General features: G+C 68.3%; 16 protein-coding genes. 10 read left to right on the top strand and 6 right to left on the bottom strand.

Annotation, left to right across the window (positions count from 1 at the left end; all coding sequences use genetic code 11):
- Nucleotides 1-81: 81 nt before the first annotated feature.
- Genes pstC through DMH03_RS39830 form a run of 4 tightly spaced genes read left to right on the top strand, consistent with a single transcriptional unit; the run spans nucleotide 82 to nucleotide 4,572 of the window.
- Nucleotides 82-1,071 (top strand): phosphate ABC transporter permease subunit PstC, encoded by a 990-nt coding sequence (gene pstC / locus DMH03_RS39845; protein ID WP_125797176.1) that lies wholly within the window; start codon nucleotides 82-84, stop codon nucleotides 1,069-1,071.
- The gene (gene pstA, locus DMH03_RS39840; RefSeq protein ID WP_125797175.1) at nucleotides 1,068-2,204 is read left to right on the top strand and encodes a phosphate ABC transporter permease PstA; all 1,137 of its coding nucleotides are present in this window, start codon (nucleotides 1,068-1,070) and stop codon (nucleotides 2,202-2,204) included. Before pstC ends, pstA begins: the two co-directional genes overlap by 4 nt.
- 44 nt (nucleotides 2,205-2,248) lie before the next feature.
- Nucleotides 2,249-3,046 (top strand): phosphate ABC transporter ATP-binding protein, encoded by a 798-nt coding sequence (locus tag DMH03_RS39835; protein ID WP_255431278.1) that lies wholly within the window; start codon nucleotides 2,249-2,251, stop codon nucleotides 3,044-3,046.
- The gene (locus DMH03_RS39830; RefSeq protein WP_125797173.1) at nucleotides 3,043-4,572 is read left to right on the top strand and encodes a substrate-binding domain-containing protein; all 1,530 of its coding nucleotides are present in this window, start codon (nucleotides 3,043-3,045) and stop codon (nucleotides 4,570-4,572) included. The genes DMH03_RS39835 and DMH03_RS39830 overlap by 4 nt, the downstream gene beginning before the upstream one ends.
- A 292-nt stretch (nucleotides 4,573-4,864) precedes the next feature.
- Here DMH03_RS39830 and DMH03_RS39825 read toward each other — a convergent pair whose 3' ends face one another.
- Nucleotides 4,865-5,776 carry an NADP-dependent oxidoreductase gene (locus tag DMH03_RS39825; protein WP_125797199.1) on the bottom strand — a complete coding sequence of 304 codons (912 nt, stop codon included), beginning with the start codon at nucleotides 5,774-5,776 and terminating at the stop codon, nucleotides 4,865-4,867.
- A 100-nt stretch (nucleotides 5,777-5,876) separates the two neighbouring features.
- Between DMH03_RS39825 and DMH03_RS39820 the strand changes: the two genes are divergently transcribed.
- On the top strand, nucleotides 5,877-6,338 hold the full coding sequence (locus DMH03_RS39820) for a GNAT family N-acetyltransferase (RefSeq protein WP_125797172.1): 462 nt from the start codon (nucleotides 5,877-5,879) through the stop codon (nucleotides 6,336-6,338).
- Here the strand turns inward: DMH03_RS39820 and DMH03_RS39815 are convergent.
- Entirely contained in the window at nucleotides 6,316-7,269 is a 954-nt protein-coding gene (locus DMH03_RS39815; protein ID WP_125797171.1) for a YafY family protein, read from the bottom strand. The two genes, DMH03_RS39820 and DMH03_RS39815, sit on opposite strands and share 23 nt — an antisense overlap.
- Before the next feature lie 62 nt (nucleotides 7,270-7,331).
- On the opposite strand from DMH03_RS39815, the gene DMH03_RS39810 reads away from it, so the two are divergent.
- The 3 genes from DMH03_RS39810 to DMH03_RS39800 all read left to right on the top strand — a co-directional run bounded on the left by DMH03_RS39810 (nucleotide 7,332) and on the right by DMH03_RS39800 (nucleotide 9,913).
- A complete protein-coding gene (locus tag DMH03_RS39810; RefSeq protein ID WP_125797170.1) occupies nucleotides 7,332-8,459 on the top strand; it encodes an epoxide hydrolase family protein in 1,128 nt (375 codons plus the stop codon).
- 2 nt (nucleotides 8,460-8,461) lie between these two features.
- On the top strand, nucleotides 8,462-9,541 hold the full coding sequence (locus DMH03_RS39805; protein WP_199749205.1) for a winged helix DNA-binding domain-containing protein: 1,080 nt from the start codon (nucleotides 8,462-8,464) through the stop codon (nucleotides 9,539-9,541).
- Nucleotides 9,542-9,616: 75 nt separating this feature from the next.
- On the top strand, nucleotides 9,617-9,913 hold the full coding sequence (locus tag DMH03_RS39800; protein WP_125797169.1) for a hypothetical protein: 297 nt from the start codon (nucleotides 9,617-9,619) through the stop codon (nucleotides 9,911-9,913).
- A gap of 17 nt (nucleotides 9,914-9,930) precedes the next feature.
- On the opposite strand, the gene DMH03_RS39795 is transcribed toward DMH03_RS39800, so the two are convergent.
- The gene (locus DMH03_RS39795) at nucleotides 9,931-10,701 is read right to left on the bottom strand and encodes an FHA domain-containing protein (RefSeq protein ID WP_125797168.1); all 771 of its coding nucleotides are present in this window, start codon (nucleotides 10,699-10,701) and stop codon (nucleotides 9,931-9,933) included.
- 84 nt (nucleotides 10,702-10,785) lie between these two features.
- Here DMH03_RS39795 and DMH03_RS39790 point away from each other — a divergent pair, with 84 nt between their 5' ends.
- Complete coding sequence (locus tag DMH03_RS39790; RefSeq protein WP_125787591.1) at nucleotides 10,786-11,157, top strand: PH domain-containing protein; 372 nt, start codon at nucleotides 10,786-10,788, stop codon at nucleotides 11,155-11,157.
- 240 nt (nucleotides 11,158-11,397) lie between these two features.
- Here DMH03_RS39790 and lpdA read toward each other — a convergent pair whose 3' ends face one another.
- The 3 genes from lpdA to pip form a co-directional block, all read right to left on the bottom strand.
- Complete coding sequence (lpdA, locus tag DMH03_RS39785; RefSeq protein ID WP_125797167.1) at nucleotides 11,398-12,783, bottom strand: dihydrolipoyl dehydrogenase; 1,386 nt, start codon at nucleotides 12,781-12,783, stop codon at nucleotides 11,398-11,400.
- Between the two features lie 47 nt (nucleotides 12,784-12,830).
- The gene (locus DMH03_RS39780) at nucleotides 12,831-13,601 is read right to left on the bottom strand and encodes a 1-acyl-sn-glycerol-3-phosphate acyltransferase (protein WP_125797166.1); all 771 of its coding nucleotides are present in this window, start codon (nucleotides 13,599-13,601) and stop codon (nucleotides 12,831-12,833) included.
- 63 nt (nucleotides 13,602-13,664) lie between these two features.
- Nucleotides 13,665-15,077, bottom strand: coding sequence for a prolyl aminopeptidase (gene pip, locus DMH03_RS39775; RefSeq protein ID WP_125797165.1), 1,413 nt, complete (start codon nucleotides 15,075-15,077; stop codon nucleotides 13,665-13,667).
- Between the two features lie 38 nt (nucleotides 15,078-15,115).
- Here pip and DMH03_RS39770 point away from each other — a divergent pair, with 38 nt between their 5' ends.
- Nucleotides 15,116-16,156, top strand: a complete 1,041-nt coding sequence (locus DMH03_RS39770; protein ID WP_125797164.1) for a LacI family DNA-binding transcriptional regulator — start codon at nucleotides 15,116-15,118, stop codon at nucleotides 16,154-16,156.
- Nucleotides 16,157-16,372: the final 216 nt, after the last annotated feature.

Genomic DNA, 16,372 nt, shown 5'->3' with positions numbered 1-16,372 from the left:
GGCACCACATACTGGCCGCATCGAGGGGCGACGTGGTGTGCCCTGAACTCCTTTACTTGCCAACACGAAGGAAGGCCGCCCGTGACCATCGCGCCACCCCGGCCCGACCCGCCCCCACCCGGAACCCCGGTACGGCGGGTGATCACCGAAGTCCTGTCACGGGCCGACCGCGCCTTCCGCCGCGTCACCACCGGCGCCGGGCTGACCATGCTGGCGATCCTGGTGGTCATCGGTTTCTTCCTCGTCTACCGATCCGGGTCGGCCTTCGAGGCCAGCGGTTTCGGCTTCTTCACCACGATCCGGTTCGATCCGGCCTCGGGTGTCCTCGGCGTGCTCGGCCTGCTCTACGGGACCATCGTGGTCGCGCTGATCGCCATCCTGATCGCGGTCCCGCTGAGCATCCTGGCCGCGTTGTTCATCACCGAGTACTCGAGCGGGCGGATCCGCGGGTTCCTGACCGGGCTCGTCGACCTGCTCGCCGCGATCCCCAGCCTGCTGTACGGCCTGTGGGGATTCGCCTTCCTCGGCCCGCAGATCGTGCCCGTCTCGCTGTGGCTCACCGAAAACCTCGGCTGGTTCCCGTTGTTCTCGTCGAAGGAGAACGCGCTGTACATCCAGTCCATGTTCATCGCGGGTCTGGTGGTCTCACTGATGGTCCTCCCGATCACGACGTCGGTGATCCGGGAGGTGTTCGCGCAGACGCCGCCCGGTGAGAAGGAGGCGGCGCTCGCGCTGGGCAGCACGCGATGGGGAATGGTCAGGACGGTGGTCCTGCCCTTCGGCCGAGGCGGCGTGATCGGTGGCTCGATGCTCGGGCTCGGCCGCGCGCTCGGCGAGACGATCGCGGTTTCGCTGCTGCTGCCCCAGGTTCCGGAGATCACGAAGCACGTCCTCCAGTTCGGCGGCGCGACGATCTCCGGGTTCATCGCCAACAACTCCGGCGCGTCGGGGCTCGCGCTGTCCGGGCTGATGGCCGCGGGCCTGGTGCTGTTCGTCTTCACCCTGGCGACGAACTTCACCGCGTCGGTGATCATCTCCAGGAGCCGTTCGGGCGCGGGGGTGGACGCGTGACCACGACCTTGACTCCGCCGGTCACCCCTTCCCCGCGCAAGCTCGTCAAACGCCGTCCGTCGGAGACGACCAGGCAGGACCGGCTCGCGGCGCTCGGCTGCGCGGTGTCGGCCACGCTGCTCACCTGGTTCGTCATGCATCTGCTGCTGGATTCTCCCGGCTGGCTGGCCGACCTGATCGTCGCGTACCTGCTGTACCTGTCGATGCTCTACCTGGTCACCCGCGACCGGCTGGGCAAACTCGCCGCGTCGGACCGGCTGGTTTCCACCGTCGTCGTCAGCGGGGCGCTGATCCTCCTCGCGCCGCTGCTGTCCCTGCTGATCTACATCGTCGCGGAAGGCGCGCCGTATCTGCGGCTGGCGTTCTTCACCCACGACATGTCCACGGTCGCGCCGACGGATCCGGTGACCGACACCGGCGGCCTGCACGCCGTCATCGGCACCTTGCAGCAGACCGCGCTGACGTTGGTCCTGGTCGTCCCGCTGGGCGTGCTCACCGCCGTCTTCCTGAACGAGACCCGGTCACGGTTCCGCCGTCCGGTGCGGATCATGGTCGACGCGATGAGCGGCCTTCCGTCCATTGTGGCCGGTCTGTTCGTCTACGCGGCCTTGATCATCCCGGGCATCCAGGCGGGGGTGGGCTTGTTCAGCTACAACGGGATGATGGCCACGCTCGCCTTGACGATGGTCATGCTGCCGACCGTCACGCGGACCGTGGACGTCGTGCTCCGCCTGGTCCCGGACGGCCTGCGCGAGGCGTCGTTGGCACTCGGCGCGAGCCGGGCCCGGACGGTGTGGTCGGTGGTACTCCCGACCGCGCGAACCGGCGTCACCACCGCCGTGATCCTCGGCATCGCCCGGGTGGCCGGTGAAACCGCGCCGCTGCTGTTCACCTCGTTCGGCGCGCTCGGCATGAACGCCAACCCGTTCTCCGATCCGCAGGAGAGCATCCCGCTGTTCATCTACCGCTTCATCAAACAGCCGCTGGAGAACGTCCAGCAGCGCGGCTACGTCGGCGCGCTCGTGCTGATCCTGCTCATCTTCGGCCTGTTCGCGATCGCCCGCGTGGTGGGCCGCGACCGGTCCAAGCGCAAGGCGAAGAGAACCACCGTCAAGACACAGGAGAACCGGTGACCGACACTGAAGTGTCCTACGTGGACAGTCCGGCGCGCCCGCTGGTGGCACTGACCGGCGGTCCGCCGCCCGGCGCGGCGGAACTCGAATCCCGCGAGATCGGCGCCTGGTTCGGTGAGCGGCTGGTGCTCGAAGGGGTATCGCTGCGGATGCCCGCGAAAGAGGTGACCGCGCTCATCGGCCCGTCCGGCTGCGGCAAGTCGACCTTCCTGCGCATCCTCAACCGGATGCACGAGCTGGTGCCGTCGGCGTCGCTGACCGGTGAGGTCCTGTTGGACGGCAAGGACATCTACGCCGACGGGACGCGTCCGCAGCAGGTGCGGCTGCGGATCGGCATGGTGTTCCAGAAGCCCAACCCGTTCCCGGCGATGTCCATTCGCGACAACGTGCTGGCCGGGTTGAAGCTCGCCGGCGTCAAATGCGGTGACAAGGACGCGCTCGTCGAGCAGAGCCTCGAACGAGCCGGGCTGTGGCGCGAGGTCCGCGACCGGCTGAGCTCCCCCGGCGGCGCGCTGTCCGGCGGGCAGCAGCAACGGCTCTGCATCGCGCGATCGCTGGCCGTGCAGCCGAACGTGCTGCTGATGGACGAGCCCTGTTCCGCGCTCGACCCGACGTCGACCCGGCGGATCGAGCAGACCATCGCCGAGATCGGGCACGAGGTGACGGTCGTGATCGTCACGCACAACATGCAGCAGGCCCAACGGGTTTCGGATCACTGCGCGTTCTTCCTCGCGGCCGAGAACGAACCCGGCCGGGTGATCGAACACGGTCCGACGGACACCATCTTCAACGCGCCGTCGGACGAGCGCACCTTCGACTACGTGAACGGGCGATTCGGATGATCCGGCGGCTGGCCGCGCTGGGCGGGGTCACGGTGTTGCTGTCGCTGGTGATCACTCCCGGCGCCGCGGCGCTGTCCAGGGTCACCGGCTCCGGCTCCAGCTACGTGGGCCCGGCGATGAACGACTGGCAGAACGGCGCGACGTCACGCGGTATCCCGGTCAACTACTCGGCCACCAACTCCCCCGCCGGGGTCAACCAGTACGGCGACCGGACGGTGGACTTCGGCGGGACCGAGGCCGAGGTGTCCTCGCTCATCGCGGCCGGTGGTGGCGGACTTTCCGCGCAGACCCGCGGCTACCAGTACGTCCCGGACGTCGCGGGCGCGGTCGCCGTGATGTACAACGTGACCGACCAGGGCGGGAAGCGCGTCGACTACCTGCACCTCACCCGGGAGGTGATCGGCCGCATCTTCAGCCGGGACATCACCCGCTGGAGCGATCCGGCCATCACCGCGACCAACGGCGGCAAGCCGCTGCCCGATCAGCCCATCACGCTGGTCGGCCGGACCGGGCAGTCCGGGACGACGGCGTTGTTCTACGACTTCATCGCCCACGCCGCACCGGCCGCCTACAACCGGTTCGTCTCCCGCAACATCGGGAACGGCATGGGGAACCTGCCAGCGGGTGTGCGTCCCATCCAGCTTCCCGGACAGGGGCCAGACGCCGAGTGGTACCGGCTGCTCGCGGACTCGGACCAGATCGCGAAGTCCGTGGGTTCGGGCAGCATCCCGTTCTCCATCGCTTACGACGAATTCGCCTACGCCCAGCTCTACAAGGTGCCGGCGGCGTGGGTGCAGAACGGCGCGGGCCAGTACACGCAGCCCTACGCGGAGAACATCGCTGCCGCGTTGAAGCACGCGGAACTGCGGCCGGACCTGAGCCAGAAACTGGACAAGGTCTACTCGAACACCGATCCGAAGTCGTACCCGATCTCGGCGTACTCGTACGTCATGATGCCGTGCACCAGCGGCCGTGACACCTGCCGCGGCGGCTACGGCGACCCGGGCAAGACCGACACGATGACCGCGTTCCTCGAGCACGTCGCCTGCGACGGCCAGATCAACATGGCCCGGATCGGCTATTCGCCGCTGCCGCCGAACCTGTCGCAGGAGATCATGAACTCCAACGCGCGACTCACCGGGCGACCGGCGAAGCAGCTCAACGCGGGCAACTGCGGCAACCCGACCTTCCACGGCAGCCTGGGCGCCGGTGCCGCCAGCCCGCCAGATCCGCTGGTGACCGGCGGGATCATCAACCCGGACGGCAAACCCAAGGCGGGCACCTCGGGTCCCAAAACCTCCGCCGGGCCCAGCACCGGCCCGGCCACCGGCGACAAGACCGCGACCGCCACGGCCAACCCCGACGAAGAGTCGGCGGGCGGCGGCTCGAAGAACTGGCGGGAGGCCGCACCGGCGGCTTACGACGAGGGCGGTTTCGGCGGCTTCGGGGGCTGGGCAGCGTTGGTGCTCTTCGTGGCGATCGTCGCGCCGCTCGTGATGCGCGGGGTGGTTCGGAAGTTGCGGTGAGCGTGAGGCTCGGCACCAGCGCCCTTACCCCGCCTGAGTACATGAAGGACCCCTTCCTTGCGCCTAGGTACAGGAAGGGGTCCTTCATGTACCTCGGCAAGGTGCGAAGGTCGAGTTTCCTCGGCTGAGCCGAGGGAAGGGGGCCTTCACGCGCCACTGCTGTGACCACTGGTGCCGGTGGGGCGAACGTGGCGATCACCGAAGTCCGTGAAGGCCTCCTTGAGGGACTCTGGATCCCTCAAGGAGGCCTTCACGGACCGGACCCGGCATCAAACCGCAGCCGGAACGAGGCTCACGGGAAGGTCAGCACGACCTTGCCCCGCCCGTGCCCGGTCTCGATCTCCCGATGCGCCGCCGCGGCCTCGCCGAACGGATACGTCCGCCGCACCAGGAACCGCAGTTCCCCCTTGGCGTACAACGACGCCAGCATCCCCAGCCGCTCCGCCGACCGCGTCCCGGTGACCATTCGCGCTCCCGCCTCGGGCGCGCGGGCGTGCTCGACCAGGGTGAGCACGCGGTCCGGGTTCCCGACCAGCTCCAGCGACAGGTCGAAGGCGACCCCGCCCGCACCGTCGAGCGCCGCGTCGATGCCGGACGGCGCGAGGGCACGCACCCGGTCGGCGAGGCCGTCGCCGTAGACCACCGGTTCGGCGCCGAGCGAGCGGACGTAATCCTGGTTCGCCTCGCTCGCCGTCCCGATCACCCTGGCCCCACGCAACACGGCGAGCTGGACCGCGGCTGTGCCCACCGCACCCGCCGCCCCATGGACCAGCAACGTCTCGCCACGGGCGACCCGCAGGCCGTCCAGCGCCAGGTAGGCGGTCTGCGTCCCCGCCGTGAAGCCGCCCGCGACCTCCCACGGCATCTCCGCCGGCTTCGGCGTGACGTTCTCCGCGGGCACCACGATGTACTCGGCGTACGCCTGCACGGCGGTGAAGCCGAGCACCTCGGCCCCGGCGACGAGGCCGGTCACCCCCGGACCGACCTCGTCGACGACCCCGGCGAACTCGTTCCCCGGGACACGCGGCCAGCTCAGCTCGAACCCCGCGGGTTCCCAGCCCGCCCGCACGGCCGCGTCGTACGGCTGCACGCCCGCCGCCTTCACCCGCACCCGGACCTCTCCCGCCCCGGCGTGCGGCTCCTCCAGCTCCAGCACCCGGAGCACTTCCGGGCCACCGGCTTCCGTGAACGCGGCCGCTTTCATCTCGTTCCTCCAGTTCGTTCCCCAGTTGACCGCGTTCAGCTTCATACCTCCAGATAGGTGGAGGTCAAGAACTGTCGGTGTGACGTTCTAAGCTGCGCTCGTGACGAGCTACCGCATCTCCAGGGCAAGCGCTTCCGACGCAGGCAGGGTGACAGCGCTGTTGCACGAATCGGCCGCCTATCAAGGGGAGTACGCGTCGATCCTCGAGGGTTACCGGGTCACCGAGGACTACCTCGCCACCCATCCCGCGTTCGTCGCCCACGCGCAGCGTGACGTGGTCGGCTTCTACAGCCTCATCGAGTACCCGGCCGAGCTGGACCTGCTGTTCGTCGCCGATTCCGCACAGGGCACGGGCATCGGCGCGTGGCTGGTCGAGCATATGCTCAAGCAGGCCGCGGACCTGGGCATGACCGAGATCCGCGTCGTCTCCCATCCGCCCGCCGCCGGGTTCTACGAGCGGATGGGCGCCCGTCGCGTCGGGGTCGTGCCGCCCAGCCCGCCGAAGATCACCTGGGAGCGCCCGGACCTGGTCTTCGACGTCAAGAGTCCACCGCGCGGCTGAACCGCCCGATCAGTTTGCGCAGGTGCCCGGCGAATTCAGGGGAGTCGACGACGTCGAAGTCGGTGTCGAGCATGCCCAGGTAGAGCGCCAGGTACTCCAGCGTGTCCGCTCCCGCCTTGAGCAGGCAGGTCCGCTCGTCGACGGCTTCGACGACGACGGCGGGCGGTACCTTCGCCGCGGCTTCGGCGGCCGGGGCGTGCAGCCGGATCGTCGCGTGGTGCCGCCACAGCGCCGCGCCCACACCACGTTGGAGGTACGCGACCACGCCGCCTTCGGGTGGTTCGCGTTCCTCGAAACGTCGTCCGTTGGGCGCACGCGGCCGCACGCGATCCGCGCGGAACGTGCGCCAGTCCTGCCTGTCGGCGTCCCATCCGACGAGGTACCACCGGCGGCTCATATGTACGAGGCGGTGCGGCTCGACCTGGCGCCGCGTCTCGGATCCGTTGTGTCCCACGTAATCGAACCGCAGTGTCTCGCGATCACGGCAGGCGTTGGCGATGACCGACAGCACCTCGGCGTCGACCGTCGGCCCGCCGCCTCGCACCGCGAGCGTCGCGGAATTCAGCGCCTCGACACGGCGCCGCAGCCGTGACGGCAGCACCTGCTCCAGTTTCGCCAGCGCGCGGACCGACGTCTCCTCGATTCCCGCGATCGTCCCGCCCGCGGCCGTGCGCAGGCCCATCGCCACCGCGACGGCCTCCTCGTCGTCGAGCAGCAGCGGCGGCATGGCCGCGCCGGCGCCCAGGCTGTACCCGCCGGAGACGCCGGGAGTCGCGTCGACCGGATAGCCCAAGCCGCGTAGCCGCTCGACATCGTTCCGGATGGTCCTGGTCGTGACGTCGAGCCGCTCCGCCAGTTCCGGACCCGTCCAGTGCCGCCTGGCCTGCAGCAACGACAGGAGCCGCAGCAGTCTCGCCGAAGTTTCCGCCATGAATCCCACCTTGTCCGCAATCGCGGAACGAACCTTTCCGCAATTGTTCCTAATCTAGCCCCATGACCGAGATCAAGCCCTTCCGTATCGCCGTCGACCAGGCCGAACTGGACGACCTCAAGGACCGACTGAACCGCACCCGCTGGCCGCGCGAGGTCACCGGCGGCTGGAGCAGAGGTGTCCCGGTCGCGTACCTCAAGAACCTCGCCGAGTACTGGGCCGACGGCTTCGACTGGCGTGCCCATGAGGCGGAACTGAACGAGTTCCCGCAGTTCACCACCGAAATCGACGGCCAGACCATCCACTTCCTGCACATCCGCTCGGCCGCCCCGGACGCGCTACCCGTACTCCTGACGCATGGCTGGCCGAGCTCGCCGTTCGAGTTCCGGCAGGTCATCGGCGAGCTCAGCGACGAGTTCAACCTGATCATCCCGTCCCTGCCCGGTTACGGATTCTCGAACCCGGTGCGCGGCCCCGGCTGGGGCAACCTCTTCCGCGTCGCGCAGGCGTGGACCACGCTGATGGACCGCCTCGGCTACGAACGCTTCGGCGTCCACGGCACCGACGCCGGCGCCGGGGTCGCGGGCATCCTGGCGATGATCGCCCCGCACCGGGTCGTCGGCGTGCACCTCACCGGGACCAGCGCGGGTATGCCGTTCGGGCCCGCTGTCGAACTGGACGGCCTCAGCGAAAAGGACCGCGAACGCGGAGAGCGCTTCAACCGGTTCCAAGCCGACGGCCTCGGCTACCTGCACCTTCAGGCGACCCGGCCGCAGACGCTGGCCTACTCGTTGAACGACTCCCCCACCGGCCAGCTCGCGTGGATCGTGGAGAAGTTCGCCGAGTGGACCGATCCGGCCAAGGAACTGCCGGACGACGCCGTCGATCGCGATCACCTGCTGACTTCGGTGAGCCTGTTCTGGTTCACCGGCGCGGGCGCCTCCTCCGCGCACGCCGTGTACGAGGGCATGGAGGTCTACCGGCAGCTGTCCCAAGGCGAGTGGAGCGAGGCGCCCGCCGGCCCGCCTCGCGGGATCGCCGTCTTCGCCGGGGACACCACGATCCGGAGTTTCCAGGACGGGCCGGTGGCACACTGGGCCGAGTACGACACCGGCGGCCACTTCCCCGCGATGGAGGTCCCCGGCCTGTTCGCCGAAGACCTCCGTTCCTTCCTGCGAAAGTGCGGCTGACGATGGAACTTCTGAGCCCCCGGGCCCTCAACCGCGCGACCCTGGCCAGGCAGCTCCTGCTCGACCGCGCCGATCTGCCCGCCGTCACCGCGATCGAGCGGCTGGCCGGCCTCCAGGCGCAGGCACCCGACGCGTCCTACGTCGGGCTGTGGTCGCGGCTTGGGGATTTCGAAGTGGACGAGCTGGCGAAACCGCTGGCCGCCCGCGAAGTCGTCCGGTCGACGTTGATGCGCGGCACGGTGCACCTGGTGACGGCCTCGGACGGCCTCGCCCTGTGGCCCACCATCAAACCGGTGGTCGAGCGGGGTTTCCTCGGCCACTATTCGCGGGAGGTCGCCGGACTCGATCTCGCCGCGATCGCCGAAGCGGGGCGGGCCCTGCTGGCCGAGCGGCCCCGCACGCGCGCCGAGATCCGCGCCGCGCTGGCGGACCGATGGCCGGACGCCGACCCGACCACCCTCGCCTACGCGATCCAGAGCCTTCTCCCCCTCGCGCACGTGACCCCGCGTGGCCTGTGGGGCCAAACCGGCCCGGCCGCGTTCGCCCTGCTCGAAGAGTGGGCCGGCGCACCGATCACCGACGGCATCACGCTCGACGATCTGGTGCTGCGCTACCTCGAGGCGTTGGGTCCGGCGACCGTCCGCGACGCGCAGGTCTGGTCGGGGCTCACCAAGCTCAAGGAGGTCTTCGAGCGGCTCCGGCCGCGGCTGCGCACCTTCACCGGCACCGACGGGAAGGAACTGTTCGACCTCCCCGACTCGCCGCGTCCCGACCCGGAAACCCCGGCGCCGCCCCGGTTCCTGCCCGAATACGACAACGTCCTGCTCTCCCACGCCGACCGCGTGCGGGTGATCCCGGACGGCCGCCGCGTGCCGCTGCCACCGGGCAACGGCGGCCGCCGGGGCACCCTGCTCGTCGATGGTGAATTCCTGGCCATTTGGGCGATCAAAGGGGCGACACTGACGATCGAATCACCGAAACCCTTGCGGGATCAGGATTCGATCGCCGAAGAGGGCGTGCGGCTGCTGCAATTCGTAGTGCCGGATCAGGACCACGACGTACGTTTCGACATCGGCGGATAACGGTCCGGCCTTTTGCCGTAACGAAGGGCGGCGTTCGGGCGAAGCATGGCGCGTGGAGCCTGAAGGGAGCGGGCCATGGGCAAGAACTACGGATTCATGACGGTGCTTGCGGGGCTGAGCGCGCTCGCGGTCATCACGGTGGCGGCGGTCATGCGGTACCCGAGCACGTCGGACGTCACGGCGGTGATCACCGCGGCGGGGACGGTGATCGGCACCGTGGTGGGTGCCTTCTTCGGCGTGAACGCGGCTTCGGCGGGACGCGTGAAGGCCGAGGAAAGCCGCGATCAAGCGACCGCGGCGCTGGTGAAAGTCGCTAGCGAGGCGGACAAGGGCAGCGACGTCGCGAAGGCGGCGATGGAAGGCGTGAGCTGACAGTCCTCTGTGGACACTCAGTCGAGCGCGTCGAGCAGGGCGAGGTCCGGCGGGACGAGCGTCGTGGACAACACGAGCTCACGCAACAGGTTGTCGTTCAACGCGTTGCCGACCGGTTCGCCGACCTCTTCGCGCCGTAAACCGTAAACGCCGCCGGCGGACAACCGCCCCCGGACGTCGATGACGACGTGCTCGACCCGGCGACTGGTCCACGTCTCGGCAGGACGGAGTTCCGCGAGAATCTCGGCCGTCTGCTGACGGGACAACGGCTGCGGATTGAGGTCGTGCAGGAGATAACGCTGCCCGAAGACGACCAGGACCAGGCGTTCTTCCGCGCTGAGGCGCCAGCGGCGGGGCGGCACGGTGACGTCGTCGTGCCGGGTGGCGGGCTGCCCACCGTCAGGACCGGCGACGTACAACTCGAGCAGATGCTCCCGCCTGCCCGAACCACGGACGAACAGCGGCGTGTACCCGTCCGACAGGGGGATCGGCTCCTCGCCGCGAGAAAGCCAGCGGGAATTCGGCATCCGGATGGGCAACTGGCCGGTGTTGCTGACCCACCACCGCCCGCCGGTGAAGTTCAACAGCCCGTGCCTGCGGCTGACCTGCACATCGTTCTCGCCCACACAGACGTCGACCTGCGGCCGATTCCGCCCGAAGGAGATCTCGCCGCCCTCACCCGGATCGACGGACACCCCGCCCGCAAGCGTGAGAGCGAACACCGCGCCGGGAGCCGACGGGGGCACGCCGAGCGCCAAACTCTCATGCGTCGTCGTGAGCCGCTTCATCGTGCCTCCTCCAGTACCCCGGCAGTATGCGGGACCCCGCCGGGGACGGGTCCCCGTGTCGCGTTCATCCGTATGTTGGACTACATGATTGACTTCTCCAAGGACACCGTCTTCAAGCTCACGCCCTGCAAACCGAAGGACATCGCGCCGACGGTGCAGCCGATCATCATCCCCGGTGAACAGATCATCTCGTCATTCAAAGCGGTGCGCGACTTCGTGGTGTTCACGAACAAGCGGCTGATCGCCGTGAACGTCCAGGGCATGACAGGCAAGAAGAAGGACTTCACTTCGCTGCCGTACAACAGGATCCAGGCCTTCTCGATCGAAACCGCGGGCACCTTCGACCTCGATGCCGAACTGGACCTCTGGTTCAGCGGGCTGGGGAACGTGCGGCTGGAGTTCCGCGGGTCGGACATCCGGGCCATCGGCCAGCTGATCGCCACGCACACGCTTTAGCGTTTGGGCGTTTGGGCGTTTGGGCGTTTGGGCGTTTGGGCGTTTGGGCCTGACGATGTAGGAATTGGGACGTTGAGTGTCCCGTTTCCTACATCGTCGGGCCTTGGGTTTATCGGCGGAAGATTGGGGACGTCGAGTGTCCCCGATCCTCCGTTGATCTAGGTCGCGCCAGCCGGTGTGGCGTTGAGTGGGGAAGATTTGGGACGTTGAACGTCCCAAATCTTCCCCGCTCGGCGCCTTCTACATGTTGATCATGTGCCCGGCAAGACCGTGCACGGCTTCCTTCACCGCTTCCCCCAAAGTCGGGTGAGCGTGCACGTTCCGCGAAATCTCGTGCACCGTCAGGTCCCACTGCTGCGCCAGGGTGAGCTCCGGCAGCAGTTCGGTCACCTCGGGGCCGATCAAGTGCGCGCCCAGAAGCTCGCCGTGCGTAGCGTCGCTCAGGATCTTCACGAAACCGACGGCCTCGCCGAGGCCGTGTGCCTTTCCGTTGGCGGTGAAGGGGAACTTCGCCACCTGGACGTCGAAGCCCTTTTCGCGGGCTTGTTCTTCGGTCCAGCCGAAGCTGGCGATCTGCGGCTGGCAGTAGGTCGCGCGCGGGATCATCACGAAGTCGAGTTCCATGGTCTCGGCGCCGGCGATGGTTTCGGCGGCGACGACGCCCATGGACTCCGAGGCGTGCGCGAGCATCAGTTTCGCGGTGACGTCGCCGATCGCGAAGATGTGCGGGACGTTGGTGCGGCCGCGCGAGTCGATGGCGATGGCGCCGCGGTCGGTCAGTTCCACGCCGGTCTTGTCCAGGCCGTAGCCCTCGACCCGCGGCTGGAAACCGATGGCCTGCAACACCTTGTCCGCTTCAAGGACGCGTTGCTCGCCGTTCTTCGACACGGTCACCAGGACCTGCTCGCCGGTGTCGTCGATCGTCTCGACCTTGGTGGAGGTCAGCACCTCGATGCCGAGCTTCCGGTAGCGGCGCGCGAGTTCCGCGGAGACCTCGGCGTCCTCGAGCGGGACCATGCGGTCGAGGTATTCGACGATGGTCACCTTCACGCCGTAGTTGTGCAGCACGTAGGCGAATTCGACGCCGATCGCGCCCGCGCCGGCGATGATGATGCTTTCCGGCAGTTCGTTTTCCATGATCTGCTGTTCGTAGGTGACCACGCGGTCGCTGCGCGTGGTTCCCGGCAGCAGGCGCGCGGTGGCGCCGGTGGCGATCACGCAGTTGTCGAAGGTGATCCGCTCGCCGTTGACCTCGATGGTGTTGGCGTCGACGAAGGTGCCGTGCCCGTCGTATTCGGTGATCTTGTTCTTCTTCATCAGGAAGTGCACGCCCTTGACGCGACCGTCCGCGACCTTGCGGCTGCGGTCGAAGGCGGCCTGGTAGTCGAAGCTGACCTTGCCTTCGACCTGGATCCCGAAGGATTTCGCCTCTTTGGTCACGATGTGCGCGAGTTCGGCGTTGCGCAGCAGTGCCTTCGACGGGATGCACCCGACGTTGAGGCAGACCCCGCCCCAGTATTTCTCCTCCACGACCGCCGCGCTCAGCCCCAGTTGCGACGCCCGGATGGCGGCCACGTAACCGCCGACCCCGGCGCCCAGGACAACGACGTCATAATGTGCGCTCATACTTCGAAACCTACCCCTGACCGGGACGGTCCGAAGGGTGAGACTGCCTACTCAGGGCGGGAACCGCGGATCCCGATCAGCAGGTCGGTCACCGCGGTCATGATCCGCTGGGTCGCCTCCTCCAGCACCTCGCGCGACGGCGTGTGCGTCAGGAGATCCGAGAGATCCACCGGCGGACCGGCGACCAGGTTCACCGTCTTGCGCGGGAAGGCGCGCGGGAGCACGGCGTCCGACGGCAGCAGGTGGTGGGTGCCCCAGTTCGCCAGCGGGATCACCGGGACCCCGGTCTCCAGCGCGATCCGCGCGATCCCGGTCTTGCCGCGCATGGGCCACCCGTCCGGGTGATCTGTGAAGGTGGCCTCCGGGAAGATGGCGACGCATTCACCCTCACGGACGGCTTTGACGGCGTCGCGGTACGCGTCCGACGCGGTGGCCGCCCCGCGGTAGACGGGGATGTGCTTGCCGGAGCGCATGACCGAGCCGATGACGGGCGCGTCCCACAGGCTCGCCTTCGCCAGGTAGCGCGGCACGCGGCCGTGCGCGAGGCAGTACGCGGTCACGGTCGTCGGGTCGGCGAAGGACAGATGGTTCGACGCGACCAGGAAGCCGCCCGACGCGGGCAGGTGCTCGCCGCCGCGCACCCGGAACCGGGTGAACAGCACCAGGAACGGCCAGACGACGTTGATCGCGAGGCTGTACCAGGCGCCCCGGCCGGCGCGGGCGAAGCGCCGGCCGAAGGCGATCATCTGGCGGAACGTCAGCGGGTCACCCGAAACGGGGCTCAGCGCGGTCCAGCGTTCACGGGGTCTCAGCACCATGGACGTAATTCGTAGCCGAACCAGGCCCGGTTCGGCTGAAACCACGCGCGAACGCGGCGCGGATCACACGCGCTCGAGAACCACCACGGGGATCTCACGGTCGGTCTTCTTCGCGTACTCGTTGTAGTCCGGCCAGACGGCGGCGAGTTTCTCCCACAGCTTCGCGCGCTCCTCACCTTCCAGGGTCCGGGCCCGCGCGGTGAACTTGTCCGCCTTGACCTGGGCCTTGACCTCGGGGTTGGCCTGCAGGTTCTTGTACCAGCCCGGGTCATCCGGCGCGCCGCCCTTGGACGCCACGATCACCGGGTTGCCGTCGTCGTCGAACTGGTAGATCAGCGCGAACTTGCGGTCCTCGCCGGTCTTGCGGCCCTTGGTCGTGAGGACGAGGCAGGGCGCGCCCTTCTCCCAGTCGTGGCCCACCTCGCCGTCGGTCTCTTCGTAGCGACGGACGTGCTCGTCACCGAAAAGCATGTCTGCGTTCCTCTCCTCGTCCTGGCGTGTACCGGCGCCCTGCCAGTCTGACCCGAATCGGTCGGTCGCGCTGATCAACTCGTGCAGGGTGCCGGGCTCGTCGAACGCGTGACCCGAGTCGCCGATCATCTTCAGTTCCGCGGTCGGCAGCACCTGGCTGAGCTCCCACGCGGTGATGGCCGGGGTGACCACGTCGTAGCGTCCCTGGACCAGAACGCACGGGATGTCCCGGAGCTTCCCGGCGTCACGTAGCAGCTGGTCCTCGGCCAGCCAGCCGCCGTGCCGGAAGTAGTGGTTCTCGATCCTCGCGATCGCGAGGGCGAACGAGGGATCGGTGAACCCGTCGATCACCTCGTCCCGCGGACGCAGTTTGACCGTCTCCCCCTCCCAGCGGCTCCACGCGATCGCGGCGGGCCCGTGCACGGCGGGATCCGGATGGCTCAGCAGTTCGTGGTACACCTCGATGAGGTTCTCCTGACGGCGCGAAAACGGCACCGGCGCCAGGAACCGCGACCACGCCTCGGGAAAGAGGTACGCCGCTCCCCCGCCGTAGAGCCATTGCAGTTCCTTCACCCGCAAGGTGGCCACGCCGCGGAGGACGAGTTCCGTGACCCGCCCGGGGTGGGTTTCGGCGTAGGTCAGCCCGAGCACACTCCCCCACGAGCCGCCGAACACCATCCAGTGTTCGATGTCGAGATGTTCGCGCAACCGTTCGATGTCGGCCACCAGATGCCACGTCGTGTTGACCGAAAGATCGACTTCCGGCGTGGCGCAGTTCGGCGTGCTGCGCCCGCAGCCGCGCTGATCGAAAAGGACGATCCGGTACCGCGCGGGATCGAACAGTCTGCGATGTCTGGCGCTCGAACCGCTTCCGGGGCCGCCGTGCAGGAAAATCACCGGCTTGCCATCGGGGTCGCCGCATTCCTCCCAATAGATCTCGTTGCCGTCACCGACAGGCAACATCCCTTGGACGTAAGGTTCGATTTCCGGGTAAAGGCCGAGCATGTCCGCCACTATGCCCCAAACGCCAGCTTGGAGGATCGATGAAGGCCCGCCCCCACGTGACGCTGGAAGATGTGGCCCGCACCGCGGACGTCTCGCTCGCGACCGCGTCCCGCGTACTCAACGGAACCGCCACCGTCCGGGGAGATCTCCGCGAACGAGTGATCGCCGCGGCCGCCGAACTGTCTTATACGCCTAATGCTCACGCTCAGGCATTGGCCGGTGGCTCACAGCCCACCGTGGGAGTGATCTGCCACGACGTCGGCGACCCGTATTTCGCCGCGATCGCCGGCGGGGTCATGCGAGTGGCGAGTGAAAACGATCTTCTGGTGATGCTCGCGAGCACGTTCCGCGATCCGGCCAAGGAGGTCGCCTACGTTTCGACGCTGCGTGCCCAGCGCGCGTCGGCCATTCTGCTGATCGGTTCCGCGTTCGAAGACAAGGCGTGGGAAAAGGCGATGGCCGCCGAACTCGAACCGTACCGGCGCGGCGGCGGGCACGTCGCCGCGGTCAGCAGGCACCGCGGGCTCAAAGTGGACACCGTCCAGCCCGACAACCGGGGCGGCGGCGCCGAACTGGCGAAGGCACTGCTGGCCATGGGGCACCGCCGGTTCGCCGCGCTCGCCGGGCCGAGGAGCCTGACGACCGTCGTCGACCGTCTCGACGGTTTCGCCGCGGAACTGCTGGCGCAGGGCGTCGAGCTGGCCGAGGACGACATCGCCGAGGCGGCGTTCACCCGCGACGGTGGCTACGAGGCGATGGAGAAGATCCTCGCCAAGCCGCGGAAACAGTGGCCGACCTGCGTGTTCGCGGTGACCGACGTGATGGCCATCGGCGCGATGTCGGCGCTGCGCGACGCCGGCGTCTCCATCCCCGGCGAGATGTCGATCGCCGGTTTCGACGACATCCCGGTAGTGCGCGATCTCACGCCGGCGCTGAGCACGGTCGCGCTGCCGCTGGAGAAGCTGGGCGAACGGGCCATGGACCTGGCACTCAAGGCCGCCCCCGGCACCCGGCCGCGGATGGTGCGGATGTCCGGTGAGGTCGTCCTGCGCCGCAGCACCGCCGCTCCCGCTCGCTGAGCCTGTTGGCGGAGCTGAAGACAGACCTGCAAAGGCGACCGAGCGTGAACCCGCCCCGGCCGAAGGCCCCGCTATCGCGGTGGCAGGGCGCCTTGTCCACATCCGTGACGTGGACGACCGAACAGCGCCCTGCCGACGTCGATCGCGGACGCGGGTTCACCAATAGACGCTGAGCCCCTTGTGTGCGGCCTACGAGGTGACTTAACGTGGAATGAG

The organism is Amycolatopsis sp. WAC 01376, assembly GCF_003947415.1.
GTDB lineage: Bacteria > Actinomycetota > Actinomycetes > Mycobacteriales > Pseudonocardiaceae > Amycolatopsis.
The sequence above is the reverse complement of the archived record's forward strand: the minus strand, read 5'-3'. Positions and strand labels throughout refer to the sequence as shown.

Bases quoted from the DNA above. Each gene is read 5' to 3' on its own strand.
- DMH03_RS39830 (WP_125797173.1), top strand. From the start codon at position 3,043: ATGATCCGGCGGCTGGCCGCGCTGGGCGGGGTCACGGTGTTGCTGTCG.
- DMH03_RS39825 (WP_125797199.1), bottom strand. From the start codon at position 5,776: ATGAAAGCGGCCGCGTTCACGGAAGCCGGTGGCCCGGAAGTGCTCCGG.
- DMH03_RS39815 (WP_125797171.1), bottom strand. From the start codon at position 7,269: ATGGCGGAAACTTCGGCGAGACTGCTGCGGCTCCTGTCGTTGCTGCAG.
- DMH03_RS39810 (WP_125797170.1), top strand. From the start codon at position 7,332: ATGACCGAGATCAAGCCCTTCCGTATCGCCGTCGACCAGGCCGAACTG.
- DMH03_RS39805 (WP_199749205.1), top strand. From the start codon at position 8,462: ATGGAACTTCTGAGCCCCCGGGCCCTCAACCGCGCGACCCTGGCCAGG.
- DMH03_RS39800 (WP_125797169.1), top strand. From the start codon at position 9,617: ATGGGCAAGAACTACGGATTCATGACGGTGCTTGCGGGGCTGAGCGCG.
- DMH03_RS39795 (WP_125797168.1), bottom strand. From the start codon at position 10,701: ATGAAGCGGCTCACGACGACGCATGAGAGTTTGGCGCTCGGCGTGCCC.
- DMH03_RS39790 (WP_125787591.1), top strand. From the start codon at position 10,786: ATGATTGACTTCTCCAAGGACACCGTCTTCAAGCTCACGCCCTGCAAA.
- lpdA (WP_125797167.1), bottom strand. From the start codon at position 12,783: ATGAGCGCACATTATGACGTCGTTGTCCTGGGCGCCGGGGTCGGCGGT.
- DMH03_RS39780 (WP_125797166.1), bottom strand. From the start codon at position 13,601: ATGGTGCTGAGACCCCGTGAACGCTGGACCGCGCTGAGCCCCGTTTCG.
- pip (WP_125797165.1), bottom strand. From the start codon at position 15,077: ATGCTCGGCCTTTACCCGGAAATCGAACCTTACGTCCAAGGGATGTTG.
- DMH03_RS39770 (WP_125797164.1), top strand. From the start codon at position 15,116: ATGAAGGCCCGCCCCCACGTGACGCTGGAAGATGTGGCCCGCACCGCG.